The organism is Olsenella absiana (genome assembly GCF_036408855.1).
In the GTDB taxonomy this organism is placed as follows: domain Bacteria; phylum Actinomycetota; class Coriobacteriia; order Coriobacteriales; family Atopobiaceae; genus Olsenella_K; species Olsenella_K absiana.
In genome coordinates, this window is the sequence record NZ_JAZGJQ010000004.1 from 88,742 (window position 1) to 109,508 (window position 20,767).

The following is a 20,767-nucleotide window of genomic DNA, read 5'->3' on the forward strand; positions in this document are numbered from 1 at the left end:
CCGATCGCCCCTACGCCTTCCGGTAGAAGGCCTCCATGTCCTTGCTCATCTGCCGCAGGGTCGGCACGTCCACGTACGCCATGTGGCCGCAGCCGTAGCGGTGGAACTCGACGCGCTCCTTGAGCTGCGGGGAGAGGAACTGCCTCGAGAGCTCGAAGACGTTGTTCCAGTAGGTGGTCGCCGCGTCGTAGCGCCCGCCGAGGACCGCGAGCTTGATCGTCGGGTCGCGCCTCAGCGCGCACGCCAGGTCGACGGTGACGTTAGGCGCGCCCGCCGCGCCGCCGGTGCCGGGCTCCTCGTGCGCCCACTTCCACTTGACGCCCACGCGGTAGTAGTTGTTGTCGAGGTAGCGCGCCGGCGCCTTGTAGCCCATCTCGGACAGGAAGCTGCGGAAGGCGGTGTTCCAGACGGCGTTCACGGCGTCGTCGGCGGCGTCCTCCCCCGCGAACCAGGAGGAGTCGTGCTGCGCATAGCCCGGCGCGTCGGAGGAGAAGCGCATGTCGAGGCGGCCGCACACGCGCCCCTCGTCGGCCAGCAGCTCCCGGCGCACGTCCTCGAGCGAGACGCGCAGGTGCCTGCGCAGGATGAGCCTCTCGTCCAGGCCGATGAGCTCGCTCATCTCGCGCGCGACCTCGCGCTCGCGCTCCTCGCCGAGGCGGTCGCCCTTGAGCAGCGCCGGCGCGAGGACGTCGTCCGTCCAGGCCATGGCCCTGTCGAACCACTCGTCGGCGTCCACGCCCGCGCCGGCCTTGCCGAAGAACTGCGCGGCGGCCGCGAAGGTGGGAAGCATGCCCAGGTAATAGAGGTCCTCGCCCGGCTGCACCTGCACCCAGTTCCAGATCGCGGAGAGCATCGTGACGCCTGTCAGCTTGACGCCGCGCTCACCGAGAAGGCGCATGAGCACCGCGTTGCGCACCGTCCCGTACGACTCGCCGAACAGGTAGACGGGGCTCTGCCAGCGGTGGTTCTGCTCGAGCCACTCGGTGATGGCGCGGCAGAACGCGTCGGCGTCGCCGTCCACGCCGAAGATCGCGCTCGTGTCGGCGCCCTCGGCGAGGGGCGAGTAGCCGGTGCCGAGCGCGTCCAGGAAGACCAGGTCGCTCTCGCGCAGCAGCGTGTAGGGGTTGTCCTCGACCTTGGCGCTCGAGGGCAGGTGGTTGACGCCGTCGGTCGCGACACGGCGCGGACCCATGCCGCCGAAGTTGATTGGCACGGACGCGCAGCCGGGACCGCCGTTGAAGCAGAACGTGACCGGCCGGCCCGCCATGGGGAGGCCGTCCTCGCCCAGCTTGGCGTAGGTGATGGAGAACATCCTGCCCTCGAGGGCGCCCGTATCGTCGCGCACGTCGAGGTGGGCGACCGTCGCCTCGTAGTCCATCCGCTCGCCCGCGGCCTCCCACGTGAGGCGCCTGCTCACGGGGTCGCTCACGGTGCGGGTCTTGTCCGCGGGGACGGTCACGAACGACTTAGCCAGCTCGCTCAGCGGCTTCGCCGCAGCGTCGGCCGGCTGCTTCTCATCCTCTGCCATGGGGTTCCTTTCCTCGGTGCTTGCATAACACTCCCATCCTATGCGTCCCGGGAGAAGATGCAAACCCCGTGCAGGGAAGGTGCCAGATATGCCAGGCGCACGACAGGGACGTTGGCCTGCGCGGGCGCCGGCCAGGTGGGCTAGCCCCGAGCGAGAAGGTCCTCGAGGTAGCGGCCGACCCCGGCCTCGTCGTTGCTCGCGCAGACGTGGTCCGCCAGGGCGCGGACCTCCTCGCGCGCGTTTGCAACGGCGACGCCGTCGCCCGCGGCCTCCAACATGGAGACGTCGTTGTCCATGTCGCCGAAGGCGACCGCGCGCGCCACCGGGACGCCGAGGTGGCCGCACAGCCACGCAAGCGCCGCCCCCTTCGACGCACCGCGGGCGCTGATCTCGAGGTTCTGGGGGCTCGAGGTCGTCCACGCGAGCGCCGGGTCCTGCTCGACCGCCGCGACGACGAGGTCGCGGTCGGCGCGGTCCTTCCAGAAGACGGTCACGCGGTCGAGCGTCCCCACCCGCCGGAGCATCTCGGGGACCGTGAGGTCGGTCGGCGTGCGGGTCGAGAGGATGAAGCGCGCCTCGTGCGGCGTGAGCCCGAAGCCCTTGAGCGCCTCGTAGCGGGCACGCTCGGAGTAGATCCTGTCGTCCGCGAAGAGGTCGAAGGTCACGTTCCTGTCGGCCACGCGCCCATAGAGCGCGAGGCACCTGCCACGGTCCAGCGGGACGCCGTAGATGACCTTGTCGGAGCCGAGGTCGGTGACGGAGGCGCCGTTGGCGGTGATGGCGTAGCGGCAGGCGGGGTGCGCCACGATGGCCTCGGGGAGCGCCGAGGCCGCCCTGCCAGAGCAAGGGACGAACGGGATGCCACGCGAGGCGAGGAGGTCGAGGGCCTCGAGGTTGCGCTCGGGGATGGTCTTGTCGGTGCGGACGAAGGTCCCATCGAGGTCCGAGAAGACGATGGCAGGCGCGCCGGGCGACGCGGGGCCGCCGCCGGTGGCGGCCCTACGAGCGCTCTGCGAGGGGGACATAGGTCAGCTCCTCCATGTGGCTTCGGTACGCGGGACGGATGATGCGGCCGGAGCCGTAGAGCTCCTCCATGCGGTGGGCCGCCCAGCCCGCCATGCGGGCGATGGCGAAGATCGGGGTGTACATGTCGCGCGGCACGCCGAGCATGGAGTAGACGAAGCCGGTGTAGAGGTCGATGTTGGTGCTGATCGGCTTGGTGATCCCGCGCACCTCTCGCATGGCCCTGGGCCCGAGCTGCTCGACCTTCTCGATCAGGCCGAGCTTCTCCTCCACGCCCTTCTGCGCGGCGAGCGAGCGGGCGTAGCGCTTGACCAGCGTCGCGCGCGGGTCGGTCACGGTGTAGACGGCGTGGCCCAGGCCGTAGATGAGGCCGGACTGGTCGAACGCCTCCTTGTTGAGAATCTTGGCGAGGTAGGCGTAGATCTCCTCGTCGTCGCTCCAGTCGTGCACGTGGTAGGCGATGTCTGAGATCATCTCCCCCGCCTTGTAGTTGGCGCCGCCGTGCTTGGGTCCCTTCAGCGAGCCGATGGCCGCCGAGTAGGCCGAGTAGGCGTCGGTCCCGGAGGACGAGAGAACCCTGCACGTGAAGGTCGAGTTGTTGCCGCCGCCGTGCTCGGCGTGGAGCATGAGCATAACGTCGAGCAGCATGGCCTCGTCGTGGGTGAAGCCCTCGTCGCTGCGCAGCACGTCGAGGACGGTCTCGGCCATGGAGTAGCCCTCGCGCACCGGCGGCACGACGAGGCGCTCGTCGTTGCGCTCGGCGTGCGCGGCCGCATGGGCGACCGCAGCCACGCGCGGCAGGCGGCCCAGGAGCGAGATCGCGACGTCGATCTCGTGCTCGGGCGAGGTGTCGTCGGGGTTGGGGTCGAAGGAGTAGAGCAGCAGCGTCGAGCGCTGCAGCACGTTCATGATCGACGTCGACGCGGTGGTGCGCGGGAAGACGTGCAGGTAGCTCTCGGGGAGGTTGCGCCTGCAGTCGATACGGGCCTTGAAGTCGTCGAGCTGGGCCTCGGTGGGCAGCGACCCCGTCAGCAGCAGGTAGGCGACGTCCTCGTAGCCAAAGCGGTTCTCCTCCTGCGGCGCGCGCACGAGGTCGGCGATGTCGTAGCCGCGCAACGTGAGCCGGCCCTCGTCCGGCACGACCTTCCCGTCCACCTTGTTGTAGCCGTGCACGTTCGAGATGGTCGTGAGGCCGACGAGCACGCCCGACCCGTCGGAGTTGCGCAGGCCGCGCTTGACGTCGTAGCGGCTGTAGAGCTCGGCGGGCATCTGGTCCACCCGCTGGTAGCCGCAGTAGAGCTCGTCGGAGACGGGCGGACGCCCCAGCGCGACGCTCGGCATGGGGTAGGCGTCCCTCACGTGCTCGAAGGCGCTCGTGTCCTTGGGGAGAAGGACCGGCCCCTGCATGCGGTTGTCGTGGCGAGGTTCGATCATCGGTGCCCCCTTCGTCTTCGGCGGCGGGTTCTCGGTCAGCTCGCGGCGCGCCCCTGGCGGCTGCGGCTTGGTCGCGGCGCGCTTGCCGCTGACTCGCGGCGCTCAGGCCGCGCTCGCCGGCCTACAGCCGGTACATGAAGTTGAACACCTCTTCGCGCTGCATCACGATCTGGAGGTTCATCTCCTTGGCCACGCGGTTCAGCGCCTCCTGGATCCGGGTGAACTCCTGCGTGGTGTTCCTCAGGTCCACCTGCATGGTCATGGTGAAGATACCGTCCATGATGGTCTGCGAGATGTTCATGATGTTGACGTCCGCGTCCGCGAGCGCCTGCGACACCGCGGCGACGATGCCGGAGCGGTCGTTGCCCAGGGTGGTCACGATCGCGAGGTTCTTGGTGCTCTCGTCGGTTGTTGCCATGATGATCCCTTCGGTCCCGGCCCGGGCGGCTGGCGTCGCCTCCTGCGACGGGCCGCGAGCGCGCTGGCAGGCCTGCCAGCTGCGCCGAGCGCCGGCGCGGCTTGTGGTCCCGCCATTGTAGGGCCTCGCGCCGGGGCGGGCATCCGAGGACCCGAAATTGAGACTTCCCGTTCATGTGGCGGCGAGGCGCTCCGGGCGGCCGGCAGCCGGTCCAGAGGAACCGAGGGGGCGGGCCAGGCCCACCCCCTCGGAATTGCGGGCGCGCGGTGCGCCCGCCCGCTCCCGCCGGCGACCCTCGGCGGGCGGCTAGTTCTCCTCGCCCTCGCTCACGCGCTGCTCGAAGAGGACCTGCACGTCCTCGGGCGACATGTCGAGCGCCACGCCCAGCTCCTCGAGCGAGCGCTGCCTGGCCTCCTTGAGGATGCGCTCGTAGGCCACGGGCGGCTTCTTGTTGCGGGCCTTGGTCTCGGCGATGCGGACGCGGAAGGTCTTCACGATGCGCACCGAGTCGAGGCAGGTGCCGCGACGGATCTCGTTCTTGAAGTGCTCCTCCTCGAGCGCGTTGCTCCTGGAGGTGAACTCCTCGACCGGCATCTCGGGATAGCCGTCGATGATGCTGACCGCCTCGTCGTGCGAGAGCACCGGGCGCAGCTTGGACTCCGAGGCGATCGGGAAGCTGATGCGCATGGGGTGGCGCTGGCCTATCGGCAGCAGCTCGTACACGGCGCGGGGCTCCTCGGCCACCCCCTGCACCTTGCACACTCCCTGACCAGGATGAACGACGTAGTCTCCGACCTCGTACATTAGCAACACTCCCTCCGTTTACTCGTCCCAGCGTACCACAGGAGAATTCGATTTATGTATATTTCATAATTGCCATTGTACGTTGTTAGGCGTTGCCGTAATTTAATGAGTTTTTGTTTCGTAATGTCCCTGTACGGAGAAGGTCATGGGCCGGAGGCGGCGTCCAGGACCCCGAAAGGCGCCCCAGGCGCGCCCCATGGGAAAGGGGCGCGCCGGACCTCTCCGGCACGCCCCCTACCTGCGACGATGCGAGGCTCGTCCCCGCGGGCGCCCGCCCGCCGAGCCCGCCTTAGAAGTCGGCGTTGCCGACGGTCCGCGGGTGCGGCAGCACGTCGCGGATGTTGTCGATGCCGGTCAGGTACATGACCAGGCGCTCGAAGCCCAGCCCGAAGCCGGCGTGGTGGCAGCCGCCGTAGCGCCGCAGGTCCAGGTAGTACTTGTACTGGGACTCGTCCATGCCGAGCTCCTCGATGCGGCGCTCGAGCACGTCGAGGCGCTCCTCGCGCTGCGAGCCGCCGATGATCTCGCCGATGCCCGGCACGAGGCAGTCGGCGGCGGCCACGGTCCTACCGTCGTCGTTCAGGCGCATGTAGAAGGCCTTGATCTGGGCCGGGTAGTCGGTCACGAAGGTCGGGCGCCCAAAGTGGTGCTCCGTGAGGTAGCGCTCGTGCTCGGTCTGCAGGTCCACGCCCCACTCGACGGGGTACTCGAACTCGTGGCCCGCGTCGCGCGCGGCCTGGAGCACCTCGATCGCCTCGGTGTAGCTCACGCGGGCGAAGTCGCTGGAGGCGACGTGCTCGAGGCGCTCCTTGAGGCCCTTGTCGACGAACCTGTTGAGCATGTCCAGCTCGTCCGGGCACCTGTCCATCACGTAGCGGATGACGTACTTGAGCATGTCCTCGGCGACGTCCATGTCCTGGGCGAGGTCGCAGAAGGCCATCTCGGGCTCGACCATCCAGAACTCGGCGGCGTGGCGACGGGTGTTGGAGTCCTCGGCGCGGAAGGTGGGGCCAAAGGTGTAGACGTCGCCGAAGCTCATCGCGAAGTTCTCGGCCTGGAGCTGGCCGGAGACGGTCAGGTTGCACGGCTTGCCGAAGAAGTCCTTGCTCCAGTCGACCTTGCCGTCCTCGGTCCTGGGCACGTCGTTCAGGTCGAGCGTGGTCACCCGGAACATCTCGCCCGCGCCCTCGGCGTCGGACGCGGTGATGATCGGGGTGTTCACGTAGACGAAGCCGCGCTCCTGGAAGAACGTGTGGATGGCGAAGGCCGCGACGCTGCGCACGCGGAAGACCGCGCGGAAGAGGTTGGTGCGACTGCGCAGGTGCTGCTGGGTGCGCAGGAACTCGCGGGTCTGGCGCTTCTTCTGCATCGGGTAGTCGGGCTCAGCGGCGCCCTCGACCACGACCGTGGCCGCCTTCAGCTCGAAGGGCTGCGGCCGGTCGGGCGTGAGCGCGAGCGTGCCCTCCACGATGAGCGCGGAGCCCACGGTCAGCGAGGTGACCTCGTCGTAGTTGGCGAGCTCCTCGCGGTTGAGGACCACCTGCAGGTCCTTGAAGCACGACCCGTCGTTGAGCACGACGAACCCGAAGTTCTTCATGTCGCGGATGGAGCGGACCCACCCCGCGACGGTGACGTCCTTTCCGGCAAAGCCCTCCTTGCCGGCATAGAGCGACGCGATCTTGGTACGGTTCAACGGATTCCCCCCTAGTCGGGTAGCGAAAGAAAGTGAGAACCCGTTAACGATACCGCAACATGCGGCGGGTGGTCCCCCACCGCGGAAGCGGCACTGCACCGCCACAGGCGCGCGGCTGGCGCGGCCCCTGCACGAACCTGGCGGGACCTGGCGCGAACCTGGCGCAGGCGCGCTCACGCGGTGACGAAGACCATCGCGATGATCAGCGCGAAGCCCGCGAGGTCCGTGGGCGAGAAGGACGTGTGGAGCAGCAGCGCCGAGGTCAGGGCAGCCACGACCGGTTCGGCGGTGCCGAGCATCGTGGCCTTGAGGCTGCCGACCGCCTTCAGCCCCTGCATGTAGAAGACGTAGGCGCCGAAGGTCCCCACGAGGACGGACGCCGCCAGGAGCGCGCAGCCGGCCGCGTCGAGCGACGGCACCCGCTCCCACGGCCGGCAGAAGACGGCGAGTACGACGCCCGCAAAGAGGAAGGAGAGCCCGTTCACCACGAGGTTGCCCCACCTCTCGACCAGCCTCACGGGCACGATCGAGAGCAGCGACTGCCCGAGCGCAGTGAGGAGCCCCCACGCGAGGCCCTGCGCGGGGAGCTCCAGCGTCGTGGGGTTGCCGCCGGTCGCGAGCAGGTAGACGCCCACGAAGGCAAGGGCGATGCCCGCGACCTCGCGCCGCTTGGGGGCGCGGCGCAGGCGCACGCAGACGTAGGCGAGCACCATGAGGAGGTTCAGCGACTGCAGGACCGTCGCCGTGCCCGAGTTGGTCCACAGGATCGCCTGCATGTAGGAGACCTGCAGGAGGATGATCGTGGTGATCGAGCAGCCCAGGATCCGGAGGAGGGCGCGACGGTCGTGCGCGACCTCGGTCAGGCGGCCGGGCGTGACGACGCGCGCGCCGAGCAGGAAGAGCCAGAAGCTGCCGAGCTGCTTCACCGTGGTGAGCCAGATGGGGTCGACGCCGTAGCCAGACATCAGCGCCTGCGAGATGGTGCCGTTGACCCCCCAGCAGGTGGCGCCGAGAAGGACGAGCGCCACGCCCCTCCGGAGCGCGTCGCCCGTCCCCGCGGCCGTCGCCGCGGCCGCGCCACCCGTCCCCGCGGCCCCCTTCGCGGCCGCGCCGTCCTTCTCGCCCATGGCCCAGCCTACTCGAGCGCCTCGGACACCTGCTGGAGGTAGGAGATGATCGGGAGCCCCTGCGGGCAGGCGCCCTCGCACTGGCCGCAGCCGATGCAGTCGCCGGCCTCGACGCCGGCCTTGTCCGCCGCGCTGCGGTAGCGCGACCGCGCGGAGGCCTCGTCCTCGAACACCAGCTTGTAGTTCATGGCAGAGAAGAAGTCGGGGATGGGGATGCCCTGCGGGCAGCCGTCGCAGCAGTAGTGGCAGGCGGTGCAGCGAATCTGCTCGCTCTCGTCGAGCGCGCGGCGCGCGGCGCGGACGCACTCGAGCTCGCCCTCGTCGAGCGGCGCGAACGTGCCCGGCGCCATGTAGCTCACGTTGTCCTCGACCTGCGCCAGGGTGCTCATGCCCGAGAGGACCGTGATGACGCCCGGCTGGGACGCGGCGAAGCGCACCGCCCAGCTGGCGTAGCTCGCGTCCGGGCCCGCCTGGGAGCTGGCCGCATCGAAGATCTCGCGCACCTTGCGCGGCGGGACCGCCAGCGTGCCGCCCTTCACCGGCTCCATGACCGTGTAGGGCACGCCGTGGGCCTCGGCGACCTCGACGTTGCGGCGGCTCCAGACGTTCTCCTGGTCCCAGTCGGCGTAGTTGACCTGCAGCTGGATGAAGTCCACGTCCGGGTGCTGGGTGAGGAGCCGGTCGAGGTGCTCGGGCGAGCTGTGGAACGAGAAGCCCCAGTTCCTCACGAGGCCCTTCTCCTTGAGGCCGCGGGCCCAGTCCCACAGCCCGAAGTCCTCGTAGGTCTGCGCGTTGTTGGCCTGGATCGCGTGGAGCAGGTAGTAGTCGAAGTAGTCGACCCCCAGGCGCTCGCGCGAGGTCTCGAACTGCTGCTTGACCTCCTCCTCCGTGGGGCTGCCGAGCCAGGCGTTGGCCTTGGTGGCGATCGCGTACGAGTCGCGTGGGTAGCGCTCGACCAGCGCCTTGCCGGTGACCCGCTCGGAGGCGCCCCCGTCGTAGACGTAGGCGGTGTCGAAGTAGGTGAAGCCCGCCGCGAGGAACCTGTCGACCATCTGCTCGATCTGCGCCAGGTCCATCGAGCCGTCCTCGAGCTTCGGCAGGCGCATCATGCCGAAGCCGAGCTTGGGCGTACCCTTGCCGAGATAGGTCTCTCCGTATGCCATGTTACCTCCCAGGACGTGACGAGCGGGCCGGGTTCCCCCGCCCGCCGTGCCCACGTGCGGAAACGCGGTCTCGACCGCACCTTTCGACCGGATAATGCAAGAATCATACCAACATCGGCGCCCGGCGGCCGGCCCCGCCGCCGGCATCCCCCGGCCGAGGGCCAGGACGGGCGCGGGCGCGACCGGCCCCGGCGGGGGCAGAGGACGGGAGGCACTCATGGTACGAGAAGGACGTGCGGCCGCGGCCGACGCGGCAGCCGCGGAGGGCTGGCGCGAGGGCGGCGTCTTCGTCGCGGAGGGGGCCCGCGTGGTGGGCGACGTCAGCCTGGCGGGCTCCTGCAGCGTCTGGTACAACGCCGTGATCCGGGCGGACGAGGCCCCGGTCACGATCGGCGCCGGCTCCAACGTGCAGGACAACGCCGTCATCCACGTGGACGAGGGCTTCCCCGTCACGCTCGGCGAGGGCGTCACGGTCGGGCACGCCGCGATCCTGCACGGCTGCAGCGTGGGCGACAACTCCCTCGTCGGCATGGGCGCCATCGTCCTCGACGGCGCGACCGTCGGCAGGGACTGCATCGTCGGCGCGGGCGCCCTCGTGACGCAGGGGACCGAGGTCCCCGACGGCCACCTCGCCCTCGGCAGCCCCGCCAGGGTGGTGCGCGCCCTGCGCCCCGATGAGGTCGTCGCCAACAGGCGGAACGCGGAGACCTACGTCATGCTCGCCCAGCGCGAGCTCGACGGGGGCGCGGACGGGCGGCGGGCGTAGCGCCCCCGGGCGGACGCGTACACGACGCCCCCGACGCCGCCCCACCCGGCAGGCGCCGCCCCGCCGCGGGCGTGGCGCCGGGGCGCCCATCCTGCTACGCTTACGAGAATGGCCCCGAGGGACCGGACGCGACCGTCGAGGCGCCCGGGGCGCTCGGGGCGCTCATCGGAGACGAGGAGAAGACATGGCTTCCAAGAGCAAGGCCCCCTTGCGCAGGGCCCTCAAGATAGCGGGCGTCGCGGCCTGCGTTCCCGCCGGCCTCTTCGCGGGCTTCACGGCCGTCTCGCACGGCGTGTTCCACCGCTCCAACATGGGCACCGCGTCGGAGATCTACTACTGGCTCAAGGGCACGCGCAAGCGCATGAACGAGCCCGTCACCTGGGACAACTACATCCTGGAGAGCGCCAGGGCCAACGCCGAGCGCTACTCCATGCCCGCCGCGCTCGACTTCCACTACAAGATCGTGGGCTTCCGCGTCCCGGTCGAGGAGCGCAGCTTCAACGGCATGCAGACCTTCCTGCTCAACAAGCGCGACCTCAACGACCGGGCGGTCATCTACCTGCACGGCGGCTCGCTGCTCGGCCAGCCGGACTCCAACCTCTGGCACTTCCTCGACTCCATCGCCCGCCAGTCGCGCGCCGAGGTCATCGTGCCCCTCTACCCGCTCGCCCCGGACCACCGCTGGAAGGAGGCCTTCGACCTCATCGAGGGCCTCTACGACCACACGGTCGCAGAGTTCGGCGCCCAGAACGTCACCCTCATGGGCGACGAGGCGGGCGGCGGGATCGCGGCGGCCTTCGCGGAGCAGCTCGCGGAGGAGGGCTCCGAGCAGCCCGCCCACCTCGTCCTCATCTCGCCGTGGGTAGACGCCACGCTCAACAACCCGCTGGTCAACGCCTACCAGCCCAACGACCCGCTCCTCTCGGCCTTCGGCATGAGGCGCGTGGCCAAGCTCTGGGCGGGCGACACCGACCTCGACGACTACCACCTCTCCCCCATCAACGGCAACGTCCACGGCCTGCGCAACGTGCTCGTCTTCGCAGGCACGAGGGAGATCCTCTACCCCGACGCCCGCCTCTTCTACGAGCGCGTCCGCGCGACCGGCGCCCACGCCGAGCTGGTGGAGGGCCGCGGCCTCAACAACGACTTCCCGCTCTACCCCCTGCCCGAGGCGACGAGGGCGATACAGACCATCGTGGACGCCATCTCGATGGACTAGCCACGAGCGGCCGGACGGCACACGACACCTAAGGAAGGCCCCATGGAAGACTACAAGCGCGAGTTCGTCGAGTTCATGGTCGAGAGCGACGTGCTCAAGTTCGGCGACTTCACCCTCAAGAGCGGCCGCAGGTCGCCCTTCTTCATGAACGCCGGCGCCTACGTCACCGGCCAGCAGCTGCACAGGCTCGGCACCTACTACGCCAAGGCCATCGAGGCGAGCTTCGGCCTCGACTTCGACGTCGTCTTCGGCCCCGCCTACAAGGGCATCCCCATCGCCGTCGCCACGGCCATCGCCCTCGACGAGCTCTTCGGCAAGGAGGTCCGCTACTGCGCCGACCGCAAGGAGGCCAAGGACCACGGCGCCGACAAGGGCAGCCTCCTCGGCGCGACCCTCGCCGACGGCGACCGCGTGGTCATGGTCGAGGACGTGACCACCTCCGGCAAGTCCATCGACGAGACCTACCCCAAGCTCAAGGCCGCCGCCGACGTCGAGGTCGTGGGCCTCATGGTCTCCCTCAACCGCCAGGAGGTCGGCAAGGGCGGCGAGAAGGCCGCCATCGACGAGATCTCCGACAAGTACGGCTTCCCCACGGCGTCCATCGTCACCATGTCCGAGGTCACGAGCCTCCTCCACAACCACGAGGTCGCCGGCCGCGTGGTGATCGACGACGACTGCAAGGCCGCCATCGACGCCTACTACGAGCGCTACGGCGTCAGGTAGCGCCGGGGCGAGAAGGACCGCGGAGCTCATGGGCGCCGGTCGCGGGAGGAGCCAGGGTTCGCGCGCCGCGGGAGGGGCCTCCTCCCGCGGCAGGTCGCGTGGCGGCTCGCCCTCCCCGCGCGCGGGCTCCTCCCGCTCCGGTACCTCCCGCTCCGGCTCCTCCCGCACCGCGGCGCGCCCCGCGGCGCGGACGCGCGCCGGGCGCACCTCCCCGCGCGCGGGCTCTTCTCGCTCCACGCGCTCGCGGGGCCGCGGCAGGCGCCCGGCCCACGAGCGGCTCCGCGTCAGCGTCTCCCGCAGCCACCCCGTGCTGCGCGCCGTCGGCGTCGCGATCGGCGTCCTCGCGCTGGCCGTCCTCATCGCGGGGGGCTACGACCTCTTCCGCTCGCTCACGGCCCGCCGCAGGCCCATGGACCCAGACGCCCAGGTGAGCCTCGGGCTCGAGGATCCCGGCCTCACCTACGCCAACCCCTACGAGTGGGGGCGCCTCTCGGTGGGCGTCGACGGCCGCTACCACTACATCGTCGGCGGCGAGGACGTCAGCCGCACGGGCGTCGACGTATCCGAGCACCAGGGCGCCATCGACTGGGACGCCGTCGCCGACGACGGCGTCAGCTTCGCGATCGTGCGGGTCGGCTACCGCGGCACCGAGAACGGCGCGATAGGTGCCGACGCGTACTTCTCCGCCAACCTCGCCGGGGCCCGCGCCGCCGGTCTCGACGTGGGCGCCTACTTCTACAGCCAGGCCGTGAGCGTGGAGGAGGCCCGGGAGGAGGCGGATTTCGTCCTGGCCCAGCTGCGCGGCGCCGAGCTCAACTACCCCGTCGCCTTCGACCTCGAGCCCACCTCGGCCGAGGCGACGCGCGTCCATGGCCTCACGGACGACGAGATGAACGCGATCGCGCACGCCTTCTGCGAGAGGGTCGAGGAGGGCGGCTACCGGGCGATGGTCTACGGCAACAAGCCCGACCTCGGCCACCTCCGGCTCGAGGAGTTCGCCCCCTACGGCTTCTGGTACGCCTGCTACGACACGCGTCCCGTCATGGACCTCGCGTTCGGCATCTGGCAGTACAGCTCGAGCGGGACGGTCGACGGCATCCGGACCCTCGTCGACATGGACATCGACCTTACGCCGCAGCTCGCCGCCTACCAGGCGCAGGCTGCGGGCACGACCGAGCAGGACGGCTAGCTCGCGGCTCTCGCCTACAGGCAGACGAGCAGCCCGCAGGCGACGCCGAGCGCCAGGCCCCAGGCCACGTCGCGCGGCCAGTGGATGCCCCCGAGCACCCGCACCACGCCGAGCAGCGCGGCGGCGGCGACGATCGCCCAGCCGACGGGCGCGCAGAGGGGCAGCCAGCACATGCCGATCAGCGAGAGCGAGAAGGCGTGCCGGGAGGGGAAGGAGACCCCGCCCCCCTTCCGCGCGAGGAGCGGGTCGATGTCGAGCGCCTCGTAGGGCCGGGGCGCGTCGATGCGCGCCCGGAGGAGGCTGAACGCCACGAAGGCGACGGGCGCGACCACGAGGGCGCGCCAGAGGAGGGGCCTGGCCCAGAGCCAGGCCAGGACCAGCAGCAGCGGGTAGAGGGCGTAGCCCAGGAGGGTGAGCGCCCGGTTGGCGCAAAACAGCGCCGCCCGGGCGCGGGGACGGGCCCTGAGCGGGGCGGTCCAGCGCGCGTAGTCCCCCGCGGTCACGAGGCGGCCCCCCGGCTAGTCCCGCGTGAGCTTGCGGTGCAGGCGGTGCGGCTTGGAGAGGTCGGGGCCCAGGCGCTTCTCGCGGTCGCGCTGGTAGTCGGCGAAGTTGCCCTCGAACCAGTGCCAGGCGCCGGTGTCCTCGTCGGTGCCCTCCCACGCCAGGATGTGCGTGCAGATGCGGTCCATGAACCAGCGGTCGTGGCTCGTGATCACCGAGCAACCGGGGAACTCGAGCAGGGCCTCCTCGAGGCTCTCGAGCGTCTCGGTGTCGAGGTCGTTGGTCGGCTCGTCGAGCAGCAGGAGGTTCCCTCCCTGCTTGAGCGTGAGCGCGAGGTTGAGGCGGTTGCGCTCGCCGCCGGAGAGCACGCCCGCGCGCTTCTGCTGGTCGGTGCCCTTGAAGCCGAAGGCGGAGACGTAGGCCCTGCTCGGGATCTCCTGGTCGCCGACGCGCATGAAGTCGTTGCCGTCGGACACGACCTCCCAGACGGTCTTGTCGCCGTCGATGCCCTCGCGGTTCTGGTCGACGTAGGAGAGCCTGACCGTCTCGCCCAGCTCGAGCGTGCCGGAGGTCGGGACGTCCTTGCCCACGATCATCTTGAACAGCGTGGACTTGCCGACGCCGTTGGGGCCTATGACACCCACGATGCCGTTGCGCGGCAGGCTGAAGGTGAGGTCGTCGAAGAGCACGTGGTCGCCGAAGGCCTTGTGCAGGTGGTCGGCCTCGAGCACCTTGGCGCCCAGGCGCGGCCCCAGCGGGATGTGGATCTCCGTGAAGTCGACCTCGCGGCCGCTCTTGGCCTCCGCCTCCATCTGCTCGTAGGCGGCCAGGCGCGCCTTGCTCTTGGCCTGGCGGGCCTTCTGGGAGCTGCGCACCCACTCGAGCTCGCTCTTCATCTTCTTGGCGCGACGCGCGTTCTGCTTGCTCTCCATCTCGAGGCGGGCGGCCTTGGTCTCCAGGTAGGTGGAGTAGTTGCCCTTGTAGGGGTAGAGGGTCCCGCGGTCGACCTCGCAGATCCACTCGGCGACGTTGTCCAGGAAGTAGCGGTCGTGCGTGACGGCCAGCACCGCCCCCTGGTAGTTCTTGAGGAACTGCTCCAGCCACAGGACGCTCTCGGCGTCGAGGTGGTTGGTCGGCTCGTCGAGCAGGAGAAGGTCGGGCGCCTCGAGCAGGATCTTGCAGAGTGCGACGCGGCGGCGCTCGCCGCCGGAGAGGTGCTCGACGCCCTCGTCGGGGTCGGGGCACTGCAGGGCGTCCATCGCCTGCGAGAGCTGGGAGTCGAGGTCCCAGCCGCCCACCGCGTCGATCTGGGTCTGCAGGTCGCCCATCTCGGCCATGAGGGCGTCGAAGTCCGCGTCGGGGTCGGCCATCTGCTCGCTGACCTCGTTGAAGCGCGCGACCTTGGCGAGCACGTCGCCGAAGGCCTCCTCGATGTTGCCCTTGACCGTCTTGGTGGGGTCGAGCTGGGGCTCCTGGGGCAGGTAGCCCACGGTGTAGCCCTCGCTCAGCCGCGCCTCGCCGTTGGTGGTGTCCTCCACGCCGGCCATGATCTTGAGCAGGGTGGACTTGCCCATGCCGTTGGGGCCCACGACGCCGATCTTGGCGCCGGGGAAGAACCCCATCGTGACGTCGTCGAGGATGACCTTGTTGTCGTAGTCCTTGCGGACCCGCTCCATCTGGTAGATGAACTCCGCCATGTGAGACCCCCGGTTCTTCTCGCCTCGCCCGGGCGCGCTCGCGCCGGGGCCGCTTTGCGTCATTTGAATGCATCATTATAAACTAGACAAGTGTCTGACTTCCCCCCGAGACCGCGCTGCTATAATTCGCCCGTATCATCCAAGCCGAGAGAGAGTCGCCATGCAGGTCATTGTGGTCGGTTGCGGCAAGGTCGGAAGGACCATCGCCGCCCAGCTCGTCAACGAGGACAACGACATCACCGTCGTGGACACCAACGCCGAGCGGGTGGACGGCATCTCCACCATCTACGACGTGATGGGCGTCGTGGGCAACGCCACGAGCTTCAAGACGCTCTCCGAGGCGGGCATCGAGCATGCCGACATGCTCGTCGCCGTCACCCAGAGCGACGAGGTCAACCTCCTGTGCTGCGTCCTCGCCAAGAAGGCGGGCGGCTGCAGGACGGTCGCCAGGGTCAGGAACCCCATCTACTCCGCCGAGCGCAACTTCCTGCAGGAGAAGCTCGGCGTCTCGATGACCATCAACCCCGAGTACGAGGCCGCGCTCGAGACCTCGCACCTCCTGCGCTTCCCGCAGGCGTCAGAGGTCTACAGCTTCGCGAAGCGCCGCACGAGCCTCATCAGCTTCAGGGTCCCCGAGGGTTGCAGCCTCGTCGGGATGCCCCTGCGCGAGCTCTCCAAGAGGCTCTCGACCAACGTCCTCGTCTGCATGGCGCGCCGCGGCGACGACGTGATCATCCCCGACGGCTCCTTCGAGGCCCGCGAGGGCGACATCCTCTCCATCATGGCGATGCCCGGCGTGGCCGACGAGTTCTTCCGCCGCATGGGCATGCAGAAGGACCGCGTCCACAACGCCCTGCTCATCGGCGGCGGCAAGGTCAGCTTCTACCTCGCGCAGATCCTCGACGAGGTGGGCATCCGCTCCAAGATCATCGAGCAGGACTACAAGCGCTGCGAGGAGCTCGCAGAGCTCCTCCCCAACGCCACCATCATCCACGGCGACGGCTCCGACCAGGAGTTCCTCAAGGAGGAGCACATCGAGACGATGGACTCCATGCTCGCCGGCACGGGCATCGACGAGGAGAACATCATCCTGTCGCTGTACGCCAGGGACATCATCAAGTACAAGGTGGTCACCAAGCTCAGCCACATGGAGGTGAACGGCGTCGTGAAGAAGCTCAACCTCGACGCCATCGTCTCCCCGCGCACCATCACCGCGGAGTCGATCGTGCGCTACGTGCGCGCGACCCGCAACGGCATGGGCAGCAACGTCGAGGTCATGTACAAGATGCTCGACGGCCGCGCGGAGGCGCTCGAGTTCAAGATCAAGGACGACTCGGTCGTGACCGGCGTCCGGCTGGCCGACATGCGCCTCAAGAGGGACGTCCTCGTGGCCGGCATCTTCCGCGACGGGAACCTGATCGTGCCGAGCGGCTCCGACGTGATCCGCAGCGGCGACTCGGTCATCGTAATAACCACCAACATAGGGTTCCAGGATATTCACGATATCCTCGCCTGACGGCAGGAGTGTCCCCCAGATGAACTACCCGATGATTCGCTACGTGCTCGCCTGGGTACTCAGGGTCGAGGGGGCCATCATGGCCCTCCCCTGCCTCATCGCCCTCGTCTTCCACGAGCAGACCGGCTTCGCCTTCCTGCTCTGCATGCTGATCTGCCTCACGATCGGCTTCGCGGGGACGGCCAGGCGGCCGCGCGAGACCGAGATCTACACCAAGGACGGCATGGTCGCCGTCTCTCTCGCCTGGCTCGTGCTGTCGCTGTTCGGTGCCCTGCCCTTCGTGATGACCGGCGAGATCCCCAACTACGTCGACGCCCTGTTCGAGATCATCTCTGGCTTCACGACCACCGGCGCCTCCATCGTCTCTGACGTCGAGGCGCTCTCGCACGCGACGCGCTTCTGGAGGAGCTTCTCGCACTGGATCGGCGGCATGGGCGTGCTCGTGTTCATCCTGATGATGTTCCCGGTCCGCTCCGGCTCGCAGATGAACCTCATGAAGGCGGAGAGCCCCGGCTACAACGTCTCCAAGTTCGTGCCGCACGTGCGCGACACGGCCAAGATCCTCTACCGGATCTACCTCGTGATGACCATCGTGCAGATCCTCATCCTGCTCGCCTCCGGCATGTACTGGTTCGACGCCCTCTGCATCACCTTCGGCAGCGCCGGCACGGGCGGCTTCGGCGTCCTCAACGACTCCTGCGCCTCCTACACGCCCTTCCAGCAGGTGGTCACCTCCGTGTTCATGATCGCCTTCGGCGTGAACTTCTCCTTCTACTACCTGCTCACCACCAGGCGCGCCCGCGACGCCTTCCGCATGGAGGAGGTCCGCGCCTACCTGGGCATCATCCTGGCGGCCATCGTGATCATCTCCTTCGACACGCTCAGGATGTACGCCTCCGCCGGCGAGTGCGTGCGCGCCGCGCTCTTCCAGGTGGCCTCGATCATCACGACGACGGGCTACTCCACGACCAACTTCGACCTGTGGCCCTCCCTCTCCAAGGAGGTCCTGCTGCTCCTGATGTGCATCGGCGCCTGCGCCGGCTCCACCGGCGGCGGCCTCAAGGTCTCCCGCATCCTCATCTTCCTGCGCGCCGCCAAGAGGGGCATCCGCTCCTACGTGCACCCGCACAACGTGATGAAGGTCCGCATGGACGGCGAGCCCGTCTCCGAGGAGCAGGTCGGCTCCGTCTACATCTTCCTGATCCTCTACGTGTTCGTGTTCGCCCTCTCCGTCCTCGTGGTCTCCGTCGACGGCTTCTCCTTTGGGACGAACTTCTCCGCCGTGGCGGCCACGCTCAACAACATCGGCCCCGGCCTCGAGGTCGTCGGCCCCATGAGCAACTTCTCCACCTACGGCTACCTCTCGAAGGCCGTGCTGATGTTCGACATGCTCGCGGGCAGGCTCGAGCTCTTCCCCGTGCTCGTGATGCTCAACCCCGACGTCTGGACGAAGGGCGCCAACAAGGGGCGCAAGCGCGCGAGGGGCCGCCTGCGCGCATCGCGCGTCGCCGCCTAGGCCGAGAAGGACGCGCGGCCCGGACGCTGCGCGGGCCGGACGCGGCTCGGACCGGAGTCGCGCGCCGCCTAGGCGTGGCTCTGGCCGAGGAGGGCGGCGACCGCCTCGGCGAACGACCCCACCAGCCGGTCGGCCTTCTCGCGTACCTCCCGCGGCGAGTCGGCGAAGGCGAAGGCGACGTCTGCCGCCGCGAACATGGGCAGGTCGTTGTAGGAGTCGCCGATGACCGCGACCAGACTCGCCCCGAGGTGGCGACGGACCACGTCCACGGCGCGGCCCTTGGAGCAGCCCCGCGCCACCACGTCCACGTTCCGCACGTTCTCGAAGGCGACGAGCTTGTCGCCCAGCTCCGCGTTCACCCAGGCGGCGACCTCGCGGGCGCCCGCAGGCGAGCCCGCCGCGAGCGAGACGCCAAGGACGCGGTCGCCGAGGTCGGCCACCGATCTGATCGGGACCTGGTCGCGCGTGGGCTCGCCGAAGGTGCACATGTGGTCGCCGGCCTGCACGACGAGGGGGAGCCTTCCCAGGTAGCGGTCGACGACGCGCTCCACGGCCGCGGGGTCCGCCCGGCAGGAGAAGACCTCCCGACCCGCCCCGTCGAGCACGAGCGCGCCGGTCGCGACGATCTGGAAGTCGAGCGTGACGTCCGCCGCTCCCCGCTCGAGCGCATGGGCCACGCCGCCGGCCGAGCGGCCGGTGCAGATGCCGAAGAGGCCGCCCGCACGCTGGAGCTCCCGGATGGCGGCCACGTCCGCCGCGTCGAAGCGGCTCCACGAGCCCTGGGGGCAGAGCGTCCCGTCCAAGTCGCTCGCGAAGGCGACGCCCGACGCAGGGCCCGCCCCGCCTCTCCCGACGTCCATAGTCCCCCTCCGGCGCTGGCTGTTGTGTGGATGATACCGCAAGCCGAGGTCCTTCTCCGTCGCCTGCGCCCGGCGGTCTCCCCAGCCCGCACGCGGGGCCCGGGGCCGCTTGGCTACAATGGATGGCGCACGCGAACCGGGGGCGCGCGGCGTCCCGAGCCTGCTGGGAGCCCAACCATGCCGAAGGTCACCATCATCGTGCCCGTGTACAACGCCGAGAAGGTCGTGGGCCGCTGCATCGACAGCATCCTCGCGCAGGACTTCTCGGACTTCGAGCTCATCGCCGTCGACGACGGCAGCGACGACTCCTCCGGCCGGATCCTGGACGACTACGCCGCGCACGACCCCCGCGTGCGGGCGATCCACCAGGGAAACGGCGGCGTCTCCCGCGCGCGCAACCGCGCACTCGACGAGGCGCGCGGCGACTACGTGCAGTTCCTGGACGCCGACGACTGGATCTCCCCGGAGGCGACGCGCCTGCTCGTCCACGCGATGGAGGACTACGACGTCGACATGGTCATCTGCGACTTCTACCGCGTCGTGGGAACCCGCGTCGCCCCCAAGGGCGACATCGACTTCGACCGGCCGGTCTCGCGCGAGGAGTACGCCGAGCTCATGATGCGCAACCCTGCCGACTTCTACTACGGCGTGCTGTGGAACAAGCTCTTCCGCCGCTCCATCCTCGAGGAGCACCACCTCAGGATGGACCCGGACATCAGCTGGTCGGAGGACTTCATCTTCAACATGGAGTACGTGCTGCGCTGCCGCTCCATCTACCCGCTCGGCGTGCCCCTCTACTACTACGTCAAGACCGAGGGGTCGCTCGTCTCCCAGGGGACCTTCGCCAGCACCGTGCAGATGAAGCTCAACGTGATCCAGTACTACCGCGACTTTTACAAGAAGGTGTACGACAAGGACGAGTACACCGTGCGCAAGCCGGAGATCTACGCCTTCATGCTGCAGTTCGCCGGCGACGGCGGCGCCACGCCGGGCCTGCCCGGCACCAAGCGGCTCGGCAAGGAGCGCATGACCGTGCACGTGGGGCAGACCATGGCCAACAGCGCCGTGGCGGACGCCTTCTTCGCGGACAAGCTGCTCGAGCGCTACCTCGACACGGTGGCGACGCAGTTCGGCCTGTCGCTGGCCGACGCCCGCGCGCTCGCCTTCGTCACCATAACCGACGGCTGCACCAAGGCCGAGCTCGCCGAGTACCTCGACACCAACACGGTCTCGCTCTCCGCGCAGCTCACGCGCCTCTCGCGCAAGGGCCTCGTCGACACGATCGTGGAGCGCGAGCCCCACACGGTGAGCCCCACCGCCGCGACCGACGCCTCGCAGGAGTCGCGCCGCGTGGTCCACGTGGTGCTGGGCGAGAAGGCCGCGCCGGTCGAGGAGGCCATCAGGACCTCGCTCGCGGACTACGACGCCGCCCGCTTCGCCGGCATCAGCGAGGAGGACGTGCGCGCCTGGCGCGAGGTCAGCGCCAGGATCGCCGCGAACGAGCGCGAGCTTCTCGCACGCTAGGCGCGAGCCGCGGACGGCCGCCGGCGCGGCGAGCGCGGGCGGCTGTCCGCGGGCGGCCGGCGCGGC

Annotated in this window: 18 protein-coding genes; 7 read left to right on the forward strand and 11 right to left on the reverse strand. The window is 69.3% G+C overall.

All coding sequences use genetic code 11. The features are described from left to right. Window positions 1–10: 10 nt before the first annotated feature. The 8 genes from VXJ25_RS05235 to VXJ25_RS05270 all read right to left on the reverse strand — a co-directional run bounded on the left by VXJ25_RS05235 (window position 11) and on the right by VXJ25_RS05270 (window position 9,190). Window positions 11–1,528 carry a S10 family peptidase gene (locus tag VXJ25_RS05235; protein ID WP_330958159.1) on the reverse strand — a complete coding sequence of 506 codons (1,518 nt, stop codon included), beginning with the start codon at window positions 1,526–1,528 and terminating at the stop codon, window positions 11–13. Between the two features lie 140 nt (window positions 1,529–1,668). After that, a complete protein-coding gene (locus tag VXJ25_RS05240) occupies window positions 1,669–2,553 on the reverse strand; it encodes an HAD family hydrolase (RefSeq protein ID WP_330958160.1) in 885 nt (294 codons plus the stop codon). Further along, on the reverse strand, window positions 2,528–3,985 hold the full coding sequence (locus VXJ25_RS05245) for a citrate synthase (RefSeq protein WP_330958161.1): 1,458 nt from the start codon (window positions 3,983–3,985) through the stop codon (window positions 2,528–2,530). The genes VXJ25_RS05240 and VXJ25_RS05245 overlap by 26 nt, the downstream gene beginning before the upstream one ends. Before the next feature lie 121 nt (window positions 3,986–4,106). After that, window positions 4,107–4,403 carry an ACT domain-containing protein gene (locus VXJ25_RS05250; protein WP_330958162.1) on the reverse strand — a complete coding sequence of 99 codons (297 nt, stop codon included), beginning with the start codon at window positions 4,401–4,403 and terminating at the stop codon, window positions 4,107–4,109. 306 nt (window positions 4,404–4,709) lie between these two features. Continuing rightward, entirely contained in the window at window positions 4,710–5,207 is a 498-nt protein-coding gene (locus VXJ25_RS05255) for a CarD family transcriptional regulator (protein ID WP_330958163.1), read from the reverse strand. 289 nt (window positions 5,208–5,496) lie between these two features. Further along, a complete protein-coding gene (asnS, locus tag VXJ25_RS05260; RefSeq protein ID WP_330958164.1) occupies window positions 5,497–6,900 on the reverse strand; it encodes an asparagine--tRNA ligase in 1,404 nt (467 codons plus the stop codon). Between the two features lie 173 nt (window positions 6,901–7,073). Beyond that, window positions 7,074–8,027: a DMT family transporter gene (locus VXJ25_RS05265; protein WP_330958165.1), complete on the reverse strand. Its 954-nt coding sequence runs from the start codon at window positions 8,025–8,027 to the stop codon at window positions 7,074–7,076. A gap of 8 nt (window positions 8,028–8,035) precedes the next feature. Continuing rightward, window positions 8,036–9,190, reverse strand: a complete 1,155-nt coding sequence (locus VXJ25_RS05270; RefSeq protein ID WP_330958166.1) for an aldo/keto reductase — start codon at window positions 9,188–9,190, stop codon at window positions 8,036–8,038. 217 nt (window positions 9,191–9,407) lie between these two features. Between VXJ25_RS05270 and VXJ25_RS05275 the strand changes: the two genes are divergently transcribed. The 4 genes from VXJ25_RS05275 to VXJ25_RS05290 all read left to right on the forward strand — a co-directional run bounded on the left by VXJ25_RS05275 (window position 9,408) and on the right by VXJ25_RS05290 (window position 13,087). Further along, window positions 9,408–9,956 carry a gamma carbonic anhydrase family protein gene (locus tag VXJ25_RS05275; RefSeq protein WP_330958167.1) on the forward strand — a complete coding sequence of 183 codons (549 nt, stop codon included), beginning with the start codon at window positions 9,408–9,410 and terminating at the stop codon, window positions 9,954–9,956. 184 nt (window positions 9,957–10,140) lie between these two features. Then, window positions 10,141–11,175, forward strand: coding sequence for an alpha/beta hydrolase (locus VXJ25_RS05280; RefSeq protein ID WP_330958168.1), 1,035 nt, complete (start codon window positions 10,141–10,143; stop codon window positions 11,173–11,175). 42 nt (window positions 11,176–11,217) lie between these two features. Next, window positions 11,218–11,898: an orotate phosphoribosyltransferase gene (pyrE, locus tag VXJ25_RS05285; RefSeq protein ID WP_330958169.1), complete on the forward strand. Its 681-nt coding sequence runs from the start codon at window positions 11,218–11,220 to the stop codon at window positions 11,896–11,898. A 28-nt stretch (window positions 11,899–11,926) separates the two neighbouring features. Then, on the forward strand, window positions 11,927–13,087 hold the full coding sequence (locus VXJ25_RS05290; protein WP_330958170.1) for a glycoside hydrolase family 25 protein: 1,161 nt from the start codon (window positions 11,927–11,929) through the stop codon (window positions 13,085–13,087). A gap of 14 nt (window positions 13,088–13,101) precedes the next feature. Here the strand turns inward: VXJ25_RS05290 and VXJ25_RS05295 are convergent, their stop codons facing one another. After that, entirely contained in the window at window positions 13,102–13,590 is a 489-nt protein-coding gene (locus VXJ25_RS05295; protein WP_330958171.1) for a phosphatase PAP2 family protein, read from the reverse strand. A gap of 15 nt (window positions 13,591–13,605) precedes the next feature. After that, the gene (gene ettA / locus VXJ25_RS05300; RefSeq protein WP_330958172.1) at window positions 13,606–15,285 is read right to left on the reverse strand and encodes an energy-dependent translational throttle protein EttA; all 1,680 of its coding nucleotides are present in this window, start codon (window positions 15,283–15,285) and stop codon (window positions 13,606–13,608) included. A 160-nt stretch (window positions 15,286–15,445) separates the two neighbouring features. Here ettA and trkA point away from each other — a divergent pair, with 160 nt between their 5' ends. Then, on the forward strand, window positions 15,446–16,801 hold the full coding sequence (trkA, locus tag VXJ25_RS05305; RefSeq protein ID WP_330958173.1) for a Trk system potassium transporter TrkA: 1,356 nt from the start codon (window positions 15,446–15,448) through the stop codon (window positions 16,799–16,801). Between the two features lie 19 nt (window positions 16,802–16,820). After that, window positions 16,821–18,317: a TrkH family potassium uptake protein gene (locus tag VXJ25_RS05310; protein WP_330958174.1), complete on the forward strand. Its 1,497-nt coding sequence runs from the start codon at window positions 16,821–16,823 to the stop codon at window positions 18,315–18,317. 68 nt (window positions 18,318–18,385) lie between these two features. On the opposite strand, the gene VXJ25_RS05315 is transcribed toward VXJ25_RS05310, so the two are convergent. After that, complete coding sequence (locus tag VXJ25_RS05315) at window positions 18,386–19,177, reverse strand: HAD family hydrolase (RefSeq protein WP_330958175.1); 792 nt, start codon at window positions 19,175–19,177, stop codon at window positions 18,386–18,388. Window positions 19,178–19,354: 177 nt separating this feature from the next. Here VXJ25_RS05315 and VXJ25_RS05320 point away from each other — a divergent pair, with 177 nt between their 5' ends. Then, entirely contained in the window at window positions 19,355–20,701 is a 1,347-nt protein-coding gene (locus tag VXJ25_RS05320; protein WP_330958176.1) for a glycosyltransferase, read from the forward strand. Window positions 20,702–20,767 lie beyond the last annotated feature (66 nt).